Source organism: Nocardia sp., from assembly GCF_025465275.1.
In the GTDB taxonomy this organism is placed as follows: Bacteria; Actinomycetota; Actinomycetes; order Mycobacteriales; family Mycobacteriaceae; genus Nocardia.
In genome coordinates this window covers 1-20568 of the sequence record NZ_JAODNK010000231.1, presented here as the reverse complement: position 1 = coordinate 20568, position 20568 = coordinate 1, and the positions used below count along the sequence as shown (strand labels likewise).

Here is a 20568-nt window from a genome sequence, read left to right as displayed (position 1 = left end):
GACCCGCGCGCCGCCACCTCTTTCAGTTCACACGATTCGCGAGTGTTATTCGCTGCTCTGCGCGCGACGGGCGGCCTTTTCCTCGGCCTCGGCGACGTCGAGGGCATTCGCCTCCTCGAGGGTCGGCGCGCTGCCGCCCAGCCGGGCGGGAACCCAGTACGCGCCCTGTTCGTGTACGTAGTCCTGCTGCACGTTCAGGAGCATGGCCGACATGCTGGCGTGCAGCTGTTCCGTCAGGGCGGAGGCCGGCTCCGACGGCGGGATGGGCACGCCGACCTCGATGGAGATCGGGGTATTGGTGCGACCCAGGCGCTTCGGATAGCCCTTGGTCCACACCCGCTGCGCACCCCAGATGACCATCGGGATGATCGGGACATTCGCCTCGATCGCCATGCGTGCCGCGCCCGACTTGAATTCCTTCAACTCGAAACTGCGGCTGATGGTGGCCTCGGGGTAGACGCCGACCAGCTCGCCGGAGCGCAGCCGATTCACGGCCTCGTGGTACGAGTCCGCCCCGGCGGCGCGATCGACCGGAATATGCTTGAGCGCCCGCATGACCGGGCCCGAGACAGCATTGTCGAAAACCTCCTTCTTCGCCATGAAACGGACATAGCGCTTCGTCGTACGCGCAGGCAGGCCCGCATACGTGAAGTCCATGTACCCGGTGTGGTTGATCGCGATGACCGCACCACCGTTCGCCGGGATATTTTCGTCGCCAGTGACAGTGAACTTCAGACCCTGCAGCGCGAAGACGGTGCGAGCCAGCCCGATGATCGGGAAGTAGACGGGTTCCACAATTCCGCTAGCGTAGTCGCAACGCCGGCGAGCACCAGTGACCCAGGCAACACCCGAAGACACGAAAGAGGTTCGTCCGAGTGGAAAACACCCGAACAGGACTGCGTGAAACCCTCCGCAGGGGACTGATCGGAAGTGCCGCAGTGGCGATCGCCTGCCTCGGCGCCGGTTGCGATTCGAATGTCGGCATCGAGGGCACCGACTACAGCGCGAAATCCGATAGACCTGCGGTGTCGACCACCGCGGCGACCACCACGGTGACCATCGCCCCCGCGCCGCCGAGCACCTCCGCGCCCGCCGAACCCGACCCCGACGCCGTCGCTGCCGTCGCCACGGTCCGGCGCTATCTGTCCAGGTCGATCGGGAGTCCAGTCGATCAAGCGAGCGGGAATCCGCTGGTCTGCGCCGCGACTCCGCGCGATTGGGATCCGGACGGCACCGGCACTCTCACCACCCCACCGCTCGCCGCGAATCCGGCCGGCCTCCCGCGTCTGAAGTCCTTCGCGGAGGAATCGATCAAGGCCGAATTGCCCCGTGACGGCTATATCAGCGTCACCGCATCCGTCACGGACCGTGCCGGAAACACGCAAAACCGGACATTCACCCTGAAGTCCGGCACCGAGGGTTACTGCATCGGCGACGTCTCGGAGTAGCCAGTACGCTGGGTGGCTGGTAACGGTCGAGGAGGAAGCAGCTCGTGCAGATCACCAGCGTCGGACACGCCGGATTCCATATTCGAACCGCAGCGGGGACGATCCTGTGCGATCCCTGGGTCAACCCGGCGTATTTCGCGTCCTGGTTCCCGTTCCCGGACAATACGCAGTTGGATTGGGACGACCTCGGCAACTGCGATTTCTTGTACGTATCGCACCTGCACCGCGATCACTTCGACGCGAAGCATTTGGCGGACAAGGTCAATAAGGACACCACCGTCCTGCTGCCGGACTATCCGGTGCCGGATCTGAAGCGGGAGCTCGAGGCGCTCGGCTTCCACAAGTTCTTCGAGACCGAGGATTCGGTCAAGCACACGATCACGGGTCCGGGCGGCGAGCTCGACATCATGATCATCGCGCTGCGCGCGCCCGCCGACGGGCCGATCGGCGACTCCGGCATCGTCATCGCCGACGGTGAAACCGTGTGCTTCAACATGAACGACGCCCGGCCCGTCGATATGGATGTGCTGCACGATTCGTTCGGGCATGTGGATATCCACCTGCTGCAGTACTCCGGGGCCATCTGGTACCCGATGGTCTACGACATTCCGGCCAAGACCAAGTCCAACTTCGGCAAGCAGAAGCGGCAGCGCGGTATGGACCGGTGCCGGTCCTATATCGAACAGGTCGGGGCCACCTGGGTGGTGCCGTCCGCCGGGCCGCCGGTGTTCCTCGACGACGAACTGCGTTATCTCAATGACGATCGCGGCGACGAAGGCAATATCTTCCCCGATCAGATCGTGTTCCTGGAGCAGATGCGGATCCACGGCAACGAGGGCGGGCTGCTCATGCTGCCCGGCTCGACCGCCGATCTGCGCGGTAAGGAACTCTCGGCGCTGACGCATCCGGTCGATCCGGACACCGTCTACGGCGACAAGGCCGCCTATATCGCCGCTATGGCGGAACGTATGGCGCCCGTGCTCGCCGCCGAAAAGGCTTCCTGGGCAACGGGAGCAGGACCGCTACTGCCGCAGTTGCAAGAGCTGTTCGAGCCGATCATGGCGCAGAGCGACCTCATCTGCGACGGCATCGGCTACTCGGTCGCCCTGGTTCTGGGTGACGAGACCGTGGTGCTGGACTTCCCCAAGCGCATCGTGCGCGCGCCGATCGACGGAGAAGGCAAGCAGCGCTACGGGTTCCGTATCGACCCGCAGCTGGTACGCACCGTGCTGCGTGATAACGAGCCCGACTGGGTCAACACCATCTTCCTGTCGACCCGCTTCACCACCTGGCGCATCGGCGGATACAACGAATTCCTCTACACCTTCTTCAAATGCCTCACCGATGAGCGCATCGCCTATGCCGACGGCTGGTTCTCCGAGGCGCACGATGATTCGGCGTCGACGGAACTCGAGGGCTGGGAAATACAGCGGCGCTGCCCGCACCTCAAGGCCGATCTGTCGAAATTCGGTGTGGTGGAGGGCAATACGCTGACCTGCAATCTGCACGGGTGGCAGTGGGATCTGGAATCCGGGCGGTGCAAGACCTCGAAGGGGCATGAGCTCCGCTCGCGCAAGCTCTGACATGATTCGGCCGGTCCACCGGGTGGACCGGCCGAACAGGGGTGGGATTTCAGCGGGTAGCGGTCAACTCGCGGGTGAGCCGTGATGACCACGGACACCAGAAGCAGCCCGGCAGGAATGCGCCACAGGCCTCGTCGAGATGGTCGTTGGCGTATTCGATGCTGGAGTCGCAGACCTCGATGGCCACGGTGAAGAAACTGATCGTGTCCGGATCGAGGTAGAAGTCCCAGCCCGGGTTGTAATCGGCCTGCTGCTTGCGGATTCGGCCCATGACGTGGGTCGACATCTGCTCATCGCCGGACAGGATCCGGCGCGCCTCGGCAATGCGCTGCTCGTTCGTCAGCCGAATAACGAATTCTTTACCTGAGTAATCGGTGAATGCGAAGTCCGTCATTATCGTCCCCTGATCGGATCGGGTGGGATGGAACCTAGCCACTCCATGGTAGACAGACCGGACATTCGCACATGCCGAAATAGATTGTGCGATAAGGGATTTGCAATACCGCGCCGTTTGTTGCCCACAGAAGATCCTGGGCGAGATCATCTAAGCGGTATTTGATACCGTTTGTCCGTTCTCGCTTGTAATCGCCTGTCCGGACTCATGTTTCGCGATCTGAATCAGATCGCGAATTGCCATCGCACCCCGCGCCACCGGCGCTGCCAACCGACCCTCCGCCGTGATCAGCACGCCCGACGGGGTACCCCGCACCCGATAGCGCAGTGCGGCCTCATTGCCCTGCTGCACCAGGACCGGGATATCACCCAAACCTTGCTCGCGGCCCCACACTTCGTGCGCCGGGACCTCACCATTGCCGACTACCGCAATGGTCAGCGCCTGCCTGGTGCGCGACTGCCAGCGCGGCAGCTCACGCGCCAGCGCGGCGCACATCTCGCAACCGGGATGCACAAAGACCATGAGCAGGTAGCGGCCCGGCGCCAGCAGCTCAGCGAGGCTCGTCCGGCCGCCCGCGACGCTGAGCAGCTCGAACTCGGGGGCGACCGCGCCCGGCGGCAGACCCTCCGCGCCGAGGGTCGACAGTGCCTGCTGGTCCAACCGCCGGCGCAATACCCGCACCTCGCCCCACAGCCATATCGATACGGCAGTGAAGACGGCCACCACCGCCATGCCGACGGCACGATCCACCGGCAGCACCTCGGGGATACGCGAATACCGCAGCGCGCCAACCACTGCGACTGCCGCCAGCAGGATCAGCACGGCATTGCGGACCAGTGTGCGCACCCCGATGGGCGCGGAACTCGCCGCACCGAAACACGAGCACGCGGGATGCTTACCGCGTCGTAGCAGCAGCGCGACCGCTGCGGTGAAAACCAGCAGCAGCCCCACCGCCACCAGCGCGGCGGCCGCAGCCGTCCACGGCGGCAACAATCCCACCGCGACCAGCGCTTCCACCACCGGCAGCGCCCACGCCGCGGCGGGCACCCAGCGAATCGGAATACCGAACTCCCCCACTGCCTTCCGCGTTCCGGACAGATCGGCGAACTTGCCTGCCGCCGACAGCCCGAACACCACACCGAGCGCCAGCCGTAGCCCCCACACCCCGTATTCGATGGTCATATTCGCACGATGACACAGCTCGGCGGAGGCCCAAACCATAATGGCACGAACAGTTTTCGAAGAGGTTCAGGCCGGCGAGAAGCACACCGACCGTTCGGTCAAGTGCGAGCGGCCACCGTCACCGCCACGAAGGTGAGTGCGCAACCGGCCACCTCCAGCGCGGAGACTCCCGCACCGGTCGGCGCGACCACATCCAGCAGCAGCGACATCAACAGCTGACCCGCCACGGAGGTGAGCCCGAGCAGCAGCACTCCGATCCACCGCACCGCCACAACCGCCAGGGCGATGAACACCACCCCGATGGCACCACCGAGATACAGCCACGGCTCGCTGGGAAAGCCGCTCGGCCAACCACTCCCGGCCACCACCACGGCCTCGACCAGTAGTAGCGCCGCCAAACCGGTCACGAAATTGGCGAGCGTCGCCGACTGCGGGCCGCCCACCGCGCCGACCCGGCCGTTCACCGCCTGCTGCCACGCCGTCCCCACCCCGGCGATCAGCGGCAGCAGGATCAGCAGTGCGTGCGGGCTACCCCGGAATGCCTCCGGCGCCGAAAGACCATCGGCCCCCGCGGTTCGCCCGATGACCGATACGAGCACCGCCGCCAAGGCCAATCCCGCTCCCACGGACCGCAATAGCGTCACCGGCGTCCGGCCTCGCGGCCCCAGCCCCAGCCGATCCACCACCAAACTGCTCGTCAACTGTCCCGCCACCACCGCCACCGTGAATGCGGTAACCCCGATCGCCGCCACCGTAAGCCCCTGGCACGCAACAAAGAACGCCCCACACAATCCACCCAGCAGCTGCCACCACCGCAACTCCCCCGCCCGCAACGCCACCCACGCCCGCCCGACCCCCGCCCGCAACCGGCCACTGCACACACACCCGACCCCCACCAACAGCAACCCGACCCCGAAACTGATCACCGCCGCCGCAACCCCATCATGCAACCGCTCCCCGAGCACCCCGTTCACCCGCGCCTGCACCGCCACCCCCGCGCCGATACAACCCCCCAGCACCAACCCCACCCGCCGCCACATCACCGATTGATTCTCCACCCCAACACGGGCTATGTACAATATTGACAAGGCTGGTGCATCATTTATGTACAGGAGGGCGAGATGTCGCTAACCCATATCGAGATTGATGACGAAGCTCTCGAACAGGCCAAGAAGCTCGGCGGACACCGAACGAAGACAGCCGCCGTTGCGGCTGCACTGCGGGAGTACAACGACCGGTTGTCCCGAGCGACTGCCTACGATCGCTATTTCCAGCTGGCACAGGACTGGGACCTCGAAGGCGCTGAAGCCGCACACCAGGCAGACAAGGAGCGCCGGCCGCAGTGATCGGATACCTGCTCGATTCCTCGGCGCTGTGGCGCATTCTGCGTGATCCGAAACTCTCCGATCTGTGGCGGGACCCAGTCGTCGCGGGTGAGGTGCACTCCTGCTATCCGCAGCGCATCGAATTTCTCCGGTCGGCCCGAAACCTGAAGGAATACGCCGACTACTGCGCGATGTTCGACGCGCTCTACAGAGACGTCACCGTTCCGAAGTCGGCGGGGCCCTGGATCGCCGGCTTGCAGTGGCGCGCAGCGGAAAATGGCAACCACCAGTGCCTGTCTGCCATCGATCTGCAGATCAGTGCAACAGCCGCCTATCACGGACTGGCTGTCATCCACGATGACTCCGGTTTCGTGACAGCAGCGCGGCTGGCGACCGAGCTCCGACAACTCAATGTGCACGACGGGCCGTACGAATCCCCCGACGGCCCGTAACGACTGGTGGGAGTTGTTGGGGTGGATTGGATTACGGGATGAGGGTTATAGGTGTGGGAGGTTTGTCCGTTACGGTCGGGGCGTGAGCGAATCCGCCCTCGGGGATGTGCACGATGCCGAGACCTATCGGGTCCTCGATGACGCCTGGAATTCCTGGGGGCGGCTCGGCACGGACATGATCGCCAATCTGATCAATCCCGCATTCATCGACGGGCCCAGCTGGCCGGCGTTCCGGCAGGCTCTCACCATCGCGCGCCGCGATGAGGGGCTGCTGGTGGCCAGCAGCGGGCTGGCCGACCCGATGGCCTGGAACGGGGCGCGGCCGACGAACGGATACGAGGTCGAGGTGTTCGGCATCTCCGCCGACCTGCCCGCGGACAGCGACACCATGACGGCCGCCGTGTCCTGGCTCGGCCAGACGGTCATGACCGTCTCGAATCTGGTGGCCCAGTACGGTTTCGAAGTCCCCGACACGATCGCACGGGACGGACTCATCACCATCGAACTCGCCGATGCCCGGATTCCCGAGCAGGTCGCGGGGACCTATCTCGACGACAACAGCACGGTGATCGTGATGGCCGGACTGACCGACACCGAGGTGCCCGCCGCCGTGGCCGGGCCGCTCTCGGAGATTCGGCTGGTCAATGTGAAGCTGCTGACCGTCGCGGAAGGCCGGTTCTGCGTGCACAATTCGATGGGTGAGGCCGCCGCCTGCCGGGAGCTGGCACGACGGTTCGCCGAGCAGGGGCGGCCGCTATGGTCCAGCCTCGACCGGCCCTCCGTCGTGTAGTCCGGGCTCGACCGCCGCGCCGTTTCGCCGGGCAGGCAATCAGGACGGAATCAGGGCGGCAATGACCAGTAGCGGCACGCCCAGCAGCGCAACCGTCGGCGGGATCGGCAGCCACACCGAAGCCACGCCCACAAACCCGAAGACGGCCAAGGCCATCAGCTCGGTGAGGAAGCCGCCGACGGAGGTCACCGTGGCACGCGCGGGGCCCTCGATGGCGTCCTGCAGGCGGGCGGCGGCCACCACCTCGGCGTTGTAGTCGATGCCGTAGGCCGCGCCGATCGCCGAAAAGCCCACGCCTGTCAGGAGATACACAGCGTTGGGGTGACCGGCAGCGAGACCGGCGAGCAGTGCGCCGCCGATGAAGAGCACACCGCCCAGGAAGAGGGCAGCGGCCATCGTGCGCGGACGCATACTCTCGGTACGGCCCGCCAGGGCGGTGCCTGCCAGACCACCCGCCACCGTCAGACCGACCAGCAATGGCGTAATCGACGGTGCGACACCGGCATTGCCCGCCAGCAGAGCGAAGTACTCGTCGAAGGCGGTAATGCCGTTCAGCATGGCGGCGAGCACCAGACCTCGGCGAATCATGCGGACCCGCAGGGACTCTCGCAGGCCGGAGCGCAGCATGTGCAGGTAGCGCACACCCGCCCGGGCGCCGGCAGGGTCGCCTCCGGATTGAAGCAATTCAGCGCCACCGTGCGGCAAGGGCTGACTCGCAGCGGGCCGAAGCGACTGGCCCCTGTCGGGAGAGAGCGGATGACTCCCACCGGAAAGAGGCGGCTGAGCCCCATCGAAACTGTGCGGATGACTTCCACCGGAGGGGAGAGGGGGGCTCGTGGCGGGCGGGAGCACATCGTCGTCAGGTGGGCACCGGTCTGTCAGCTCCTCGATATCCCTGGCGGACACAGACTTCGGAGCCCTGGGGAGCGCTGCGGCGGTGCACATGTGCACTGCGGCGATGGCCACGCTCGACCAGCCGATCAGGGCGTACCCGCCCCAGGCGTACAGCGGGGCCGCCGCCAGGATGCCCACCAGCGCACCGGATTCCGCGGCGGCGCGTACGTAACCGGTGATGCGAGGATAGGACGCGGTGGCGGAGCGGGCGGCGAGTTCGTCGTAGAGGAGGGCTTCGAAGGTGCCTGAGCGGAGCGAACCGGAGGCGCCCCAGAGGACGAAGCCGAGGGCGAAACCGGCGTATGACGGGAAGAGGGTCCAGGCAGAGAAGGCCGCGACCAGCAGGGCGGCCGAGCCGATCAGCAGGGCATGGCGGGAGACCGTATCGGCCCAGGCGCCGGAGGGGACCTCCAGCACGAACGAGGTGGCCGACCAGATCGCCAGCAGCGAGGAGATCTGTGCCGTGCTCAGGCCGTGATCGGCGAAGAGCAGGGCGTAGAGGGCATAGAGCGGGATCAGGTCCGCGGAGAAGGCGAACAGCACCGCACGCACGGTGAGGCCGCGCACCGGATCGGCGCGGCGGCTACCTCGGGGGAAGAGCCGGGATCAACAGGCGTAGACGACCATGCGCATAGGTCAACTCTGCGCGCCGGGCACGCCCCCGTCAAACGGATTGTCGAGCGGAATCCAGCCATTGGTGTTCGGCTCGTGATCGGGGACGGTCGCGCCGACCAGGCCGTGCCGGTCGTTCAGATCATTGATGAGCTCGGACACCGGATGCGAATCGCTGTAGTGGTAGCCCTGGGCGAGCGCGAAACCGAGCTCGGTCAGCACCGCCGCCTGATACTCGGTCTCGACACCCTCGGCGATCACCTGCAGATCCAGCGATTTACTCAGTGCCGCAATGACTCCGAGCAGCGGCGGAGCCGGGGAATCGGAGCGGATGGCGGCCACGAAGGATTGATCCACCTTCAGAATGTCGCTGGGCAGGGTAGCCAAACGGCTCAAAGACGAATAGCCGGTGCCGAAATCGTCGATGGCAATGCGCACACCGGTCTCGCGGAGCTTGTGCAGATTCGCGATGGCGGTCTCCGACTCGGCGGCGATCTCGCTCTCGGTGACCTCCAGGACCAGCTGATTCGCCGGCCAGCCGGTGTCGGCGAGAATGCCGGAAACCCGGTCCGCGTACTCGGTTTCGGCCAGTTCCAGGCCGCTCACATTCACATTCAGGGTCAGATCCAGCTGGGCGAAGGTCTCCTGCAGGCGGGTCGCGTCCGCGCAGGCCCGGCGGAGCACCAGTTCGTCCAGATCCGAGATGAGGTCATACTCCTCGGCCACCCGGATCAGGCCCTCGGTGGTCACATCCGGCTGGGCATGCGACGACCAGCGCAGCAGCGCCTCCACCCCGACCGCGCGGGTCGCGCCGTCGGAGAGGCTCACGATCGGCTGATACTGCACGTCCAGGGTGCCCTGATCGATGGCCTCGCGTAGCTCCACCGCCAGCGGCAACTGCCGCGAGGACTCCAGCACCGTGCGATTACGTCCGGCCTGCTTGGCCCGGTACAGACCCACATCGGCGCGACTGACCAGCAGTGAACCGGATTCGCCCGGCTGCCAGGAGGTCACACCGGCCGAACAACCGGTGGTCACCGCGGCGCGCAATTGCTCCGTCAGCAGAATCGCCGCCTGCTCGGTCGAATTCGGCAGCAGCACCGCGAAAGCGTCACCGCCATAACGGGCCAGGCGCTGCTCCGGCGTCAGCAGTTTCTGCCAGGTATCGCCGACCCGCTGCAGCACGGCATCACCGGCGCGATGGCCGAGATGGTCATTGATCTTCTGGAAGCGATCCAGGTCGACCAGCACCAGCGACAGGCTCTGACCGGTGCGGGTGGCATGCCCGATGGCATTGGCCAGCGCCCGATCGAAACCACGCCTGTTCAGCAGACCGGTCAGCACATCGATATCCGCGTCCGAGGCCATGCGCGTGAGAATGCCGACCACAATGCCGATTCCGACCGTGATACCCGCCGGAATCAGACCCGACCACCACGGCAGCCCACGCGAAGGCACCACCCACAGGCAGCACACCACTGCGAAAGCTATATGCGCGCCCAGCCATTTCCAGGCGAAAAATATCGCCGCATCGGTGGCCACGAAGACATAGAACGCGGCCAGGCTGATCGCACCGACCGTATTCGGGAACCAGTGCACGGCAACGGTCACCAGCACCGTCGCAATCGCCACATAGACGTGATGGACAGAATGCGGCAGTCGCGGACCCCAGATCAGCAGACTGAGACCGAGCAAAAGCGCAACAAAAGCAGCACTGCCGACGAGCGGCCGATTTCCCTCATCACCCGGGGCGACGGCTGTGATAACCAGTCCCAGCACCCCACCCATGACGTAGAACGCCCCGGTGGTGCGAGCCATGACCATTGCTGTCGCCAGCGCCGACGCCGCCCGCACCCGTGTTCGGGTATCGCCGCGAGACCCGATTCCTCGCACGCTGCCTAGCCTAAACGCTGAGTTGATTTTTGCCGCACTGTTTGGCTCGCCTTCGCTGCGCTTCGGCTGTTCGCGGCCGATCCGCGGCATTCAGCGGATCGGCTTCAGCACTTCGGTACCCACGAACGGCACCAGAGCGGCGGGGACGCGGACGCTGCCGTCCGCCTGCTGATGATTCTCCAGAATCGCGACGATCCAGCGGGTGGTGGCCAGGGTGCCGTTCAGGGTCGCGGCAGTCTGCGGTTTGTTGTTCTCGTCCCGGTAGCGGACATTCAGGCGACGCGCCTGGAACGTCGTGCAATTCGAGGTCGAGGTGAGTTCCCGGTAGGTCTGCTGGGTCGGAACCCAGGCCTCGCAATCGAATTTGCGCGCGGCCGAGCTGCCCAGATCACCGGCCGCCACATCGATCACGCGATACGGCACCTCGACGGCGGCGAGCATTTCCTGCTCCCAGGCCAGCAGGCGCAGATGCTCGGCATCGGCGTCCTCCGGCCGGGTGTAGACGAACATCTCCACCTTGTCGAACTGGTGCACGCGAATAATGCCGCGGGTGTCCTTGCCGTAGCTGCCCGCCTCGCGACGGAAACAGCTCGACCAGCCCGCATAACGCTTGGCGCCCTCGGCGAGATCCAGGATCTCGCCCGAGTGATAGCCCGCCAGCGGCACTTCCGAGGTGCCGACCAGGTACAGATCATCCTCTTCGAGGTGATAGATCTCGGCCGAATGCTGACCCAGGAAACCGGTGCCCGCCATGATCTCCGGGCGCACCAGCACCGGCGGAATCATCATGGTGAAACCGTTCGCGGTGGCCTTCTGCGCGGCCAGCTGCAGCAAACCCAACTGCAGCAGTGCGCCGTATCCGGTGAGGAAATAGAAACGCGCGCCCGATACTTTCGCGCCGCGTTCCATATCGATGATGCCCAGCGATTCACCCAACTCCAGGTGATCCTTGGGCTGGAAATCGAATTCCCGCGGGGTGCCGATGTGGTCGAGCACGAGGTAATCGTCCTCGCCGCCGGCGGGCGCACCCTCCTGCACCACATTCGACAGGGCGCGCTGCGCGGCATCCAGGACGGCGTCCGCGGCATTCTCCGCGGCCTCCGCCTCCTTCACCTTGGCCGAGTACTCCTGGCCCTGGGCCAGCAGTGCCGGGCGCTCCTCCGGAGACGCCTTGCCGACCTTCTTACCGAGTGCCTTGTGCTCGGCACGCAGGCCGTCGGCATTGGCAACAGCCGCGCGCCGTGCCACATCCGCCGCGAGCAGGGCGTCCACCAGGGCCGGGTCCTCGCCGCGAGCCCGCTGCGACGCGCGGACCACGTCCGGGTTCTCCCGCAGGAATCGAAGGTCGATCATGGAAACAGCCTAGTGGGCAGGGGGAACTGATTTTTTTTGCCTCTGCTTCGGGGAGGAGGGGCTGTGTCTATTTTGCCCTCCGCTTCGCTCCGGGCGGGTCGTGGCCCTGTTACCCGGTTCTTCCCTCCCTCCGCTCCTCCGCTTCGCTCCCCCGCTCCACTCAGTCCAGAACCGGGCGGGCCACGACCTTGAAGTGGGGTTATTTGGCGGTGGGGGCCCGCAGTTTCGGCGGATTCCTCGTTTGGCGGGACACCGCGCGCGGCATCGACCAGAGTGGGGCGCATGGACACGGCCGGAAGCGCGTCTGCGCCCGTGCGCGTGGCCCTCGCCAGTTCTCCCGAGGAGTCTCCATGCCCCAATACATGCCGAGCACAGTCGATTTCATTGTCGTCGGCGCCGGATCCGCCGGGGCGGCAGTGGCCGCGCGGCTGAGCGAAAGGCAAGGCGTCAGTGTCGCCGTCATCGAGGCCGGCAGCACGGACCGCGACAAATTCATCCACATCCCGGCCGGATTCGCGAACCTCTTCGAGGGCGACAACGACTGGAACTACCGCACCACACCGCAACCCGAGCTCGCCGACCGCCAGGTGTACTGGCCGCGCGGCAAAGTGCTGGGCGGTTCCTCCTCCATGAACGCCATGATGTGGGTGCGCGGCTTCGCCGCCGACTACGACGAATGGGCCGAATACGGCGGACCCGGCTGGTCGTTCGAGCAGGTACTCCCTTACTTCCAGCGCATGGAAACCGTCGAGGGCGCGACCGAATCCGGGGAAGGCGTCGACGGGCCGCTGCACATCTCCCGGCAGCGCAGCCCGCGGCCGCTCACCCAGCAGTACCTGAACGCGGCGGCCGAAGCCGGATACCCGGTGGAACGCGCCAATCTCGATGCGCCGCAGGGATTCACCGAGACCATGGTGAATCAGAAGCGCGGGGCGCGCTGGAGCACCGCCGACGCCTACCTGCGGCCGGCACTGCAGAAACACCAGGACCTCACCATTGTCACCGACGCGCACGTCACCCGCGTGCTGTTCGAGGGCAACCGCGCCGTCGGCGTCGAATACCGGGTCGGCGAGGAAACCAAACAGCTGCACGCCAAACGAGAAGTCGTGCTGTCCGGCGGGGCGATCAATACGCCGCAGCTGCTCATGCTCTCGGGCATCGGCGACGCCGAACAGCTGCAATCGCACGGAATCCCTGTGCTGCACCATAATTCGGAGGTCGGGCGGAATCTGCGCGATCATCTCGCCGCACCCATCGTCTACCGGACCCGGGCGGGCAGCCTCTACGGCGCCGATAAGAGCATCCCCGAACTCGCCAATTACTTCGTGCGGCGGCGCGGGCAGCTCACCTCCAATGTCGGTGAGGCGTACGGATTCGTGCGCAGCCACCCCGATGTCGGGCTGCCGGATCTGGAACTGATCTTCGCGCCCGCGCCGTACATCGGGGAGGGACTGGGCGATCCGGACGGGCACGCGCTCACCTTCGCGGCGATTCTGCTCAAGCCCCTGTCGACCGGCAGCATTACTCTGGCCTCGGCCGATCCGTTCGCCGCACCGCTCATCGATCCCAATTACTGTGCCGAATTCTCCGACCGCACCGCACTGCTCAACGGGCTGCGGACCTGCCTCGAAATCGCCGCGCAGCCTGCGCTGAAGGAACATATCGGCGAGCTCATGCAACCTGTGCTGCCCTCCGATACGCCGATCGAGGATGTGCTGCGGCGGTGCCTCGAACACCATTCGCACACGCTGTACCACCCGGTGGGGACGTGCCGGATGAGCACGGATCACACCGGTGTCGTGGATCCGGAGCTGCGGGTACACGGGGTCGAGGGACTGCGGATCGCCGATACGTCGGTCATGCCGATCATCACTCGCGGGCATACACATGCGCCCGCTGTGCTGATCGGGGAGAAAGCCGCCGACATCATCTCGCAGTAAGTCTCAGCGACATCAACTCAAAGTTCGTGGCCCGTCTCGTTCTGGACTGAGTGGAGCGGGGGAGCGAAGCGGAGGGCAAATTAGGCACAGCGCGTAGCGGAGGCAAATTAAACACTGCATGATGGAGCGCGATGTCCGACGAACAGTTGCCTCCAGAACAGCCCGAGTGGCCACCTGCGGAACAGTCAGGTTGGCCGACTTCGGGACGGCAAACGCGGTCACCCTCCGGTTCCCGGCAAGGAGGCACCGATGGTCCCCCGCGAGGGAGCTCCAAGAGGTCGCGACTGCCGGGACCGCTGTCCAAGTTGAGCTCCAAGCTCGACAAGGACGGTCCGCTTTCCGCGCCGACATTGCGCTGGGGGCTGCTCGCCGTCGCGATCGGGGCGGTGCTGGCGGCGGTCATCACCATGGTCATCTCGGGCTTCGACTCCCACCGGGTGGAGGCGCATACGCCGGGCGGCACGCAGCCCACCGGTGCGGTCGCGGGCGCGGCCTTCGGCACCGCCAAGCAGGGCGACTGCCTGAGCTGGAGCAAGGGCAATGCCAGTGATCTGGTGAAGGTGGACTGCGGCGGCAAGCATCTGTTCGAGGTCACCGCGGATATCGACCTGAGCAAGTACCCGGGCGTCGAATTCGGGCCGGGCTCACGCTTTCCCGATTCGCTGCGCTTCTCGGAGCTGCGCGATGAGCACTGCGTCAGCGCCGCACAGGGCTACCTCGGCGGCAAGTTCGATCCGCGTGGCAAGTTCGTGGTCGGCCTGATCAATCCGGGCGAGGCCGGCTGGAAGGCGGGCGAGCGCACGCTGCGCTGCGGCCTGCAGGTCACCGGCAGCGCGGGCACCGCCACCCACCCGATCTCCGGCAGCGTGCGGAATATCAACCAGTCCAAGATCTTCGACGTGGGCACCTGCGTCGGCATCGCCCGCAATCTGCCCACCGATCCGGTCGACTGCGCGCAGCCGCACGCCTTCGAGATCATCTCCACCGTGGATCTCGGCGCGCGCTTCCCCGGCGGACCGCCCTCCAAGGACGACCAGGACAAGGTCATGGAGGACCAGTGCGGCAAGGACTCCACCGACTACCTCGGCTCTCCCGACGCGCTGCGCAACAAGACGCTCACCCTGTTCTGGGACTTCCTGGACGCCCGCAGCTGGCTGGCCGGTAGCCAGAGCCTCAACTGCATGGTCGGCAAGGGCGCGGACCAGGAGGGCTTCGCGACCATCACCGGTTCGGCCCGTGGCGATCTGCTCATCGACGGGCAGGCGCCCGTGCCGCCGCCGAACAACGGCCGCTACACCCCGCCGCCGCTACCGGGCGCGGCCCCGCCGGTCATCCCACAGCCGCGGTGATCGGGTAACTATGGCGGTCGCCATGTCGGCCGACCGGTTCGAAGAACTGGTCGGCGACGCACTGGACCTGGTTCCTCGCGAATTCGCCGAGGCAATCAACAATGTGGTGATTCTCATCGAAGCCCGCAGCGCCGAGGGACGGCAGGTGCTGGGTCTCTACCGCGGGATCCCGCTGACCAATCGGGACTTCAGCAACTACGGCGGCGCATTACCCGACACCATCACCATCTATCGCGACTCCATCCTCGGCATATGCAACAGCGAGGAAGAGGTAGTGCACGAGGTGGCCGTCACAGTGATCCACGAGATTGCGCACTACTTCGGGATTGACGACGACCGCCTTCATGAGCTGGGATGGGGCTGATCCGAGACCCCGGGGAACCGATCAGCTAACCGGTGCGTCCAATCTTGATGTCGGGGGGAAACTCGGCATCGGGGGGAAAGACTTCGGAAAGGGAGTTCGCTGATGGTCGGTCATGTCCTCGTGCAGCCGGAGGTCGTTCTCGCTGCTGCGGTGGAGTTGGACCTGCTCGCCGAGCGGCTCTCGCTAGCGTCCGCGGTTACCGCGCCGGCCACCCACGTCATACCTTCCGGGGCCGAGGAAGTGTCCTTCCTGGCCGCCGCACACTTCAATCAGGCTGCGCTGAGCCACGATCGGGCAACCGCGCAGGCCGTCCTCGAACTGCATCACGCCGCCGCCACCCTGCGCAGCCAGCTCGCCGAGTATCTGGTGCAGGACGCGGTGCGCGCCGCCGGTATCGCCGCCATCCAGGTGTAGAGGGGAACACTGAAAATGACGCTGGGAATCACCGGGGTGTTCTGGCTGCCCCGCATGGCCGAACTGAACTCCGTCACCTTGAACGCGGGCGCGCACGCCGTTCCGATCGCCGCCGCAGGCACCGCCTGGGGCGGGCTCACCGCCTCCTGGGTCGACGCCACCACCACCGTGGCCCGGGTCATGGCGGAGGTCGGGGTCGGCCTGCAGGGCGTGAACGGGCTCAATGTGCTGGCCCGGCTCACCGGCTTCACCCTCTGGTCCGAACAGCAGAGCGTGCTGGCCGCGGTTATGGCCGCCAAGGCCGCCGCCAATGTGACCGCGTACACCGTGGCCTCCATCATCATGCCGAGCCTGCCCGAGATCGCGGCCGTCGAGGCGGCGCGGGTGGCCGCGCACTCCAGCGGTGGTGCGCTCAATGGCACCGCCGAAGCGGCCGAGGCGGCCAAGCTGGCGCTCGATATTCGGGCGGCGCTGGTCATGGAGACCTACGAGGCCGCCACCACCGCGCTGGTGACCACGCCCGGTCAATTCTTCATGCCGCCGCCGATCGCCATGGGCGCCGGATCTGCCAACAGCGCCAATGCTTTCGGCGACGGGTCCGGTGATCCCATTCAGGCGGCGCTGGCTGCGGCCGCCGGGCTTGCCAATAATCCCGCGGTGCTCAGTGCCATGAGTCAGGCGGCGCAGGTTGCCGGGACGGTGGTCACCACCGGCGCGACCAGTGCGGGCAATGTGGCGAGCAGTGCGCTCACGGCGGTGGCCAACGGTCTGACGCAGGGGCCCGGCACGCATCTGCCGTCCGTCGCCGAGGCGGGAGTGGCCGCCGCGGGAGCGGGCGGTGCAGCACTCAGTACGAGTGCGGTGTCGTTCGGTGGCGGCGGTTCCAGTGTGAGCATCGGAAACGGTGGCGGCACACTGAAACTCCCCGAGGGCTGGGGTGCGGGCGCCGGAATCGGCGGCGGCACAGTCAATGCCGCGCCGCCGGCCGCGCCCATTGCCGAACCCGTTGCCGTGGCGCCGAATGCGTCGACCGGCGCGCCTGTACGGCCTTCCTCCAGCCCGCTGCTCGGCAATCACGGCGACAGTGACGAGGACGAGACGCACGGCGGGACCGACTACGGGCGCTCGGTGGAGCATTTCGCCGACGGGCGGGCCATTGCGCCCGCTGTCATCGGCGGCGATCCCGCGGACCATCGGTGACCGTGCTCGGTGCGGGCCGTGGGCCGTCCCTGCTGCGGGCGGTCACGCTGTCTCTCGACGAAATGCAGTATCTCCAGGAGACATTGGCGCTGGACGAGCTGCCGGTGATGCTCGATGCCATGGGGCGCTACGACAATGCCGCCGACCACGATGCGGCCATGACGGCGGCCGCCTCGACGCTGGCCGAGCGCGAGCTGCTCGACGGTGAAGAAGTGCATCCGGAGCTGGCCGAACGGCTGCGCGTGCTGTATCGGCCGCACTGGGTCGTGGCGCTGCGCTGGTACGTGGACGGGCAGGTCAATCGGTGCTGTCTCGCCAAGGGCGACGAAATCGAAGTGATCGCGCTGCGCGGACCGCAGTCGTATGTGCTCGACGAGGCGGGACATGATCTCGCGGGCACGCTCATGGCGGCGCTCGGGCCGGCCGAACCCCTCGTCCTCGACGGAATGAATGCTCCCACCGCGGAATTGGCGCCGATCTTCGACGAGGCCGGGGACTCCACCAGCACCGCGCAGCGGCTCGCCCAGGTGGGTAACCCGCCCCGCGATGCGAAAACCCTTGCCGCAGCGCTGGTCCAGGTGCACTCACACGCCGAGATCGTCGGCGTCGTCTACGGCGACGGCACCCGCGACACCGCGGACAACCACATCGCCGTCTTCAACACCCGGCACGGCCGCTTCCTCGCCACCGCCAGCCGCGCCGACGACGGGACAATGTGGACATCCCTCTCCACCGGCACACCGGCTCGCCTGCGCACCGCGCTGCAAGACCTGATTGCGGAACTACCTATGCGGCAAGAGTTCCCGGCTCATCGCCCCGGCTGACCGACCACACTCCGTCCCCGCTGAGCCAATCCATTCGTCATCCCGGCGCACCGTTCGTCATCCCGGCGCGCTTTTGGCCGGGATCCATAGCGGCCCACTGAGTACCGGTAGATTCCGGCCAAAAGCATGCCGGGATGACGGGGCGTTGCACTCCAGCGAGGTACCGGGCGACGCATCCGGCCCGGAGTGGGTCCGGCCGGGCCGCGAATCGTTGCGTTGCAGGTCAGCCCATGGGGTCGTCGCCGGTGGGGGCGGTGTCTTCGCCGAAGGGCGGGGTGTAGCTGCCCCAGCGGGTGCATTCCCAAGTGCCATCGGCGGAGGGGACCAGTTCGATGGTTTCGGTGTTGTCGAGGTGGTTGTTGGCGGCGAAAGATCGTGGGACATCGGCTAATTCGCGGGAGATCAGGCGCATGGCCGCGCCGTGGCTGACCAGAATCACGTCGGCGGCTTCGGGATCGGCGAGATAGTCCTCGCGCAGGCGCTCGAGGATCGGGACGTACCGGTCCAGCACCTCCATACCGGATTCACCGCCGGGCGCCCGCGAGCTCAGATCGCCGAAATGCCAGGCGTGGTAGACGTCCTGGAACTGCTCGTGCGCATCCTGGGTGTTCAAGCCCTCCAGCTCACCCACCTGCACTTCCTGCAATCCCTCCAGCACCTCGAGCAGGGTGCCGGTGGCGGCCTCGATATAGCCGCCGGTCTGGCGGGCGCGCAGGGCCTCCGAGGAGAACAGTCGCTGCGGCGGGGTCGTCAGTGTGGCGCCGAAGGTTTTCGCCTGCGCCACACCGCGTTCGGTCAGCGGCAGTCCCGGCAGCTGGGTGTCGAGCAGCTTGGCGACATTGCCTTCGGTCTCCCCGTGCCGCACCAGAATCAATTTGCCGGTCACAGGTCGGCCACCCCTTTCTTGAGATCGGCCAGCCAGGCCGCCGCGGGTTCGTCGGCGGGCGGCGGAGTGCCGGACGCCGAAGTCGCCGGCCAGGATCCGAGGAAGCGGATCCGGGCGGCGGTGCGGTGCAACGCCTTCAGCGCCTCTGCCACCGCGGTGTCGTCGATATGGCCGACACAGTCCAGATAGAACCGATAGGTGCCCATACCGGTGCGGGTGGGCCGCGACTCGATACGCGTGAGATCGATGCCGCGGGTGGCGAATTCGGCGAAGGCCCGCATGAGCGAACCGGGCTCGTTGACCAGCTCCAGCACGAACGACGTCCGGTCCGCACCGGTGCGCGGCGGGGCGGGCTGCGGCGGGGCGACCAGCACGAACCGGGTCACCGCCTGATCGTGGTCGGCCACACCGGAAGCCAGCACGGCCAGCCCCATCCGCTCCCCCGCCAGTGCGGTCGAGACCGCGGCATCGGCGTGCCCGGCAGCGACATCCTCCGCCGCAGCGGCATTCGACGCCGAGGTGTACATCTCCAGCTCGGGCAGCCGGTGCGCCAACCACATTCGCACCTGGGCCGCCGCGACCGGATAGGCCGCCATACGGCGCACATCGGTCAGTTCGATGCCGGGCCGCCCGACAATCGTGAAGGCCACATCCAGTTCGGTCTCGGCAATGATCTGCAGCCGCGGCCCGAGCGCCAGCGCGTCCAGCGTCGGCGCGATCGACCCCTCCACCGAACTCTCGATCGGCACCACCGCGCCCTCGACCTGCCCGGCCCGCACCAGTTCGATGGTGGCACCCTGACTCGGCGCGGGGACACGCTCGACCGGCCCGCGGAAGGCTCCGGCGGACTCGAGTTTTGCGAGGGCCATCTCGGTGAAGGTTCCCGACGGCCCGAAATAGGCGATACGCGGCACGGCTCAACACTAACTTGCCTCCGCTCCGCTCCGGCGGGTTCGCGGCCCTGTTACCCGGGTCTTCCCTCCTCCGCTCCTCCGCTTCGCTCCCCCGCTCCGTCAGTCCAGACCCGGGGGGGCCACGAACTTTGAGGTTTCCGTTAGAGGGCCAGGGCGGCTAGCGCACTCGTGACGGCGTCCGGGTTATCGGTTTCGATGGCGAGCAGGACGGTGCGGAGGGCTTCCACGGCGGGTGGTTTCAGGCCGGTCAGGAAGGCGATGTCGGGTTTGGTCAGGGCGGCGCGGATGTCGTCGCCGATGAGGGCGGCCACGGTCGCGGCAATGAGCGCGACGGCGCGGTCACCGGAGTCGGTGCGGGCGACGAATCCGGTGTCGCTGTGGGCGATTCGGACGAGAAATTCGGACACGGTCTCGTCGTCGGCGGCGAGATCGAGGATTTCGGCGAGGCTCGGATCGGCGGTGATCGGACGGACGAGACCGGCGGTAATGCCCTGGACGCCCGGTTTGACGGGGACGCTCAGCTGCATCAGGACCGGTTCGGAGGCGGGGGCGGAATCGTGCGGCACGGGTCAACGGTAGCGAGTGAACGGGTTGCGCAAGATCACACTCTGACTTAGCTTAGGTTTACCTAATTCATTTGGAGGTTGGCATGCCACATACGGCACCGGTCGTCGCGCCCGAAACCGCCGAACGCGTGCACAGCGCGTGCGCCCACGCCGAGAGCGCCATGCTGGCCCTGCCCGGCCTCGAC

Annotated in this window: 21 protein-coding genes; 11 read left to right on the top strand and 10 right to left on the bottom strand. The window is 66.5% G+C overall.

Features of this window, described 5'->3' with window-relative positions; genetic code table 11:
- Positions 1–45 precede the first annotated feature (45 nt).
- Entirely contained in the window at positions 46–795 is a 750-nt protein-coding gene (locus tag JWN03_RS44340; protein WP_297628813.1) for a lysophospholipid acyltransferase family protein, read from the bottom strand.
- An 80-nt stretch (positions 796–875) separates the two neighbouring features.
- Here JWN03_RS44340 and JWN03_RS44335 point away from each other — a divergent pair, with 80 nt between their 5' ends.
- Both JWN03_RS44335 and JWN03_RS44330 read left to right on the top strand, forming a co-directional pair.
- Positions 876–1448, top strand: a complete 573-nt coding sequence (locus JWN03_RS44335; protein WP_297628811.1) for a hypothetical protein — start codon at positions 876–878, stop codon at positions 1446–1448.
- Positions 1449–1492: 44 nt separating this feature from the next.
- A complete protein-coding gene (locus tag JWN03_RS44330) occupies positions 1493–3031 on the top strand; it encodes a Rieske 2Fe-2S domain-containing protein (protein WP_297628809.1) in 1539 nt (512 codons plus the stop codon).
- Positions 3032–3080: 49 nt separating this feature from the next.
- On the opposite strand, the gene JWN03_RS44325 is transcribed toward JWN03_RS44330, so the two are convergent.
- The 3 genes from JWN03_RS44325 to JWN03_RS44315 all read right to left on the bottom strand — a co-directional run bounded on the left by JWN03_RS44325 (position 3081) and on the right by JWN03_RS44315 (position 5647).
- Positions 3081–3425, bottom strand: coding sequence for a BP74-related protein (locus JWN03_RS44325; protein WP_297628807.1), 345 nt, complete (start codon positions 3423–3425; stop codon positions 3081–3083).
- A 150-nt stretch (positions 3426–3575) separates the two neighbouring features.
- Positions 3576–4607, bottom strand: a complete 1032-nt coding sequence (locus tag JWN03_RS44320) for a MauE/DoxX family redox-associated membrane protein (protein ID WP_297628805.1) — start codon at positions 4605–4607, stop codon at positions 3576–3578.
- A gap of 98 nt (positions 4608–4705) precedes the next feature.
- Positions 4706–5647 carry a DMT family transporter gene (locus JWN03_RS44315; RefSeq protein WP_297628827.1) on the bottom strand — a complete coding sequence of 314 codons (942 nt, stop codon included), beginning with the start codon at positions 5645–5647 and terminating at the stop codon, positions 4706–4708.
- Positions 5648–5728: 81 nt separating this feature from the next.
- On the opposite strand from JWN03_RS44315, the gene JWN03_RS44310 reads away from it, so the two are divergent.
- From JWN03_RS44310 to JWN03_RS44300, 3 genes are all read left to right on the top strand, one after another.
- Positions 5729–5953 carry a type II toxin-antitoxin system VapB family antitoxin gene (locus tag JWN03_RS44310; protein ID WP_297628803.1) on the top strand — a complete coding sequence of 75 codons (225 nt, stop codon included), beginning with the start codon at positions 5729–5731 and terminating at the stop codon, positions 5951–5953.
- A complete protein-coding gene (locus JWN03_RS44305; RefSeq protein WP_297628801.1) occupies positions 5950–6384 on the top strand; it encodes a PIN domain-containing protein in 435 nt (144 codons plus the stop codon). The genes JWN03_RS44310 and JWN03_RS44305 overlap by 4 nt, the downstream gene beginning before the upstream one ends.
- An 82-nt stretch (positions 6385–6466) precedes the next feature.
- Complete coding sequence (locus tag JWN03_RS44300; RefSeq protein WP_297628799.1) at positions 6467–7174, top strand: hypothetical protein; 708 nt, start codon at positions 6467–6469, stop codon at positions 7172–7174.
- Between the two features lie 39 nt (positions 7175–7213).
- Here JWN03_RS44300 and JWN03_RS44295 read toward each other — a convergent pair whose 3' ends face one another.
- The 3 genes from JWN03_RS44295 to serS form a co-directional block, all read right to left on the bottom strand.
- Positions 7214–8635 carry an MFS transporter gene (locus tag JWN03_RS44295; RefSeq protein ID WP_297628797.1) on the bottom strand — a complete coding sequence of 474 codons (1422 nt, stop codon included), beginning with the start codon at positions 8633–8635 and terminating at the stop codon, positions 7214–7216.
- A gap of 69 nt (positions 8636–8704) precedes the next feature.
- Positions 8705–10573: a putative bifunctional diguanylate cyclase/phosphodiesterase gene (locus tag JWN03_RS44290; RefSeq protein ID WP_297628795.1), complete on the bottom strand. Its 1869-nt coding sequence runs from the start codon at positions 10571–10573 to the stop codon at positions 8705–8707.
- 90 nt (positions 10574–10663) lie between these two features.
- The gene (gene serS, locus JWN03_RS44285; RefSeq protein WP_297628793.1) at positions 10664–11926 is read right to left on the bottom strand and encodes a serine--tRNA ligase; all 1263 of its coding nucleotides are present in this window, start codon (positions 11924–11926) and stop codon (positions 10664–10666) included.
- A gap of 350 nt (positions 11927–12276) precedes the next feature.
- Here serS and JWN03_RS44280 point away from each other — a divergent pair, with 350 nt between their 5' ends.
- The 6 genes from JWN03_RS44280 (at position 12277) to JWN03_RS44255 (ending at position 18017) form a co-directional block, all read left to right on the top strand.
- Positions 12277–13866, top strand: a complete 1590-nt coding sequence (locus JWN03_RS44280; RefSeq protein ID WP_297628791.1) for a GMC family oxidoreductase — start codon at positions 12277–12279, stop codon at positions 13864–13866.
- Positions 13867–14171: 305 nt separating this feature from the next.
- Positions 14172–15215, top strand: a complete 1044-nt coding sequence (locus tag JWN03_RS44275) for a septum formation family protein (protein WP_297628790.1) — start codon at positions 14172–14174, stop codon at positions 15213–15215.
- Between the two features lie 10 nt (positions 15216–15225).
- Positions 15226–15579: a metallopeptidase family protein gene (locus tag JWN03_RS44270; protein ID WP_297628788.1), complete on the top strand. Its 354-nt coding sequence runs from the start codon at positions 15226–15228 to the stop codon at positions 15577–15579.
- A gap of 102 nt (positions 15580–15681) precedes the next feature.
- Positions 15682–15993 carry a PE family protein gene (locus JWN03_RS44265; RefSeq protein WP_297628786.1) on the top strand — a complete coding sequence of 104 codons (312 nt, stop codon included), beginning with the start codon at positions 15682–15684 and terminating at the stop codon, positions 15991–15993.
- Between the two features lie 15 nt (positions 15994–16008).
- Positions 16009–17193 (top strand): PPE domain-containing protein, encoded by a 1185-nt coding sequence (locus JWN03_RS44260; protein ID WP_297628784.1) that lies wholly within the window; start codon positions 16009–16011, stop codon positions 17191–17193.
- A complete protein-coding gene (locus tag JWN03_RS44255; RefSeq protein ID WP_297628782.1) occupies positions 17190–18017 on the top strand; it encodes an ESX secretion-associated protein EspG in 828 nt (275 codons plus the stop codon). The genes JWN03_RS44260 and JWN03_RS44255 overlap by 4 nt, the downstream gene beginning before the upstream one ends.
- 223 nt (positions 18018–18240) lie before the next feature.
- On the opposite strand, the gene JWN03_RS44250 is transcribed toward JWN03_RS44255, so the two are convergent.
- The 3 genes from JWN03_RS44250 to JWN03_RS44240 all read right to left on the bottom strand — a co-directional run bounded on the left by JWN03_RS44250 (position 18241) and on the right by JWN03_RS44240 (position 20383).
- On the bottom strand, positions 18241–18903 hold the full coding sequence (locus tag JWN03_RS44250; RefSeq protein WP_297628780.1) for a histidine phosphatase family protein: 663 nt from the start codon (positions 18901–18903) through the stop codon (positions 18241–18243).
- Positions 18900–19817 carry a prephenate dehydratase gene (gene pheA / locus JWN03_RS44245; RefSeq protein ID WP_297628778.1) on the bottom strand — a complete coding sequence of 306 codons (918 nt, stop codon included), beginning with the start codon at positions 19815–19817 and terminating at the stop codon, positions 18900–18902. The genes JWN03_RS44250 and pheA overlap by 4 nt, the downstream gene beginning before the upstream one ends.
- Positions 19818–19957: 140 nt before the next feature.
- Positions 19958–20383: a hypothetical protein gene (locus JWN03_RS44240; protein WP_297628776.1), complete on the bottom strand. Its 426-nt coding sequence runs from the start codon at positions 20381–20383 to the stop codon at positions 19958–19960.
- Positions 20384–20568 lie beyond the last annotated feature (185 nt).

Bases quoted from the DNA above. Each gene is read 5' to 3' on its own strand.
- serS (WP_297628793.1), bottom strand. From the start codon at position 11,926: ATGATCGACCTTCGATTCCTGCGGGAGAACCCGGACGTGGTCCGCGCG.
- JWN03_RS44280 (WP_297628791.1), top strand. From the start codon at position 12,277: ATGCCCCAATACATGCCGAGCACAGTCGATTTCATTGTCGTCGGCGCC.
- JWN03_RS44260 (WP_297628784.1), top strand. From the start codon at position 16,009: ATGACGCTGGGAATCACCGGGGTGTTCTGGCTGCCCCGCATGGCCGAA.
- JWN03_RS44320 (WP_297628805.1), bottom strand. From the start codon at position 4,607: ATGACCATCGAATACGGGGTGTGGGGGCTACGGCTGGCGCTCGGTGTG.
- JWN03_RS44325 (WP_297628807.1), bottom strand. From the start codon at position 3,425: ATGACGGACTTCGCATTCACCGATTACTCAGGTAAAGAATTCGTTATT.
- JWN03_RS44270 (WP_297628788.1), top strand. From the start codon at position 15,226: ATGGCGGTCGCCATGTCGGCCGACCGGTTCGAAGAACTGGTCGGCGAC.
- JWN03_RS44310 (WP_297628803.1), top strand. From the start codon at position 5,729: ATGTCGCTAACCCATATCGAGATTGATGACGAAGCTCTCGAACAGGCC.
- JWN03_RS44315 (WP_297628827.1), bottom strand. From the start codon at position 5,647: ATGTGGCGGCGGGTGGGGTTGGTGCTGGGGGGTTGTATCGGCGCGGGG.
- JWN03_RS44265 (WP_297628786.1), top strand. From the start codon at position 15,682: ATGGTCGGTCATGTCCTCGTGCAGCCGGAGGTCGTTCTCGCTGCTGCG.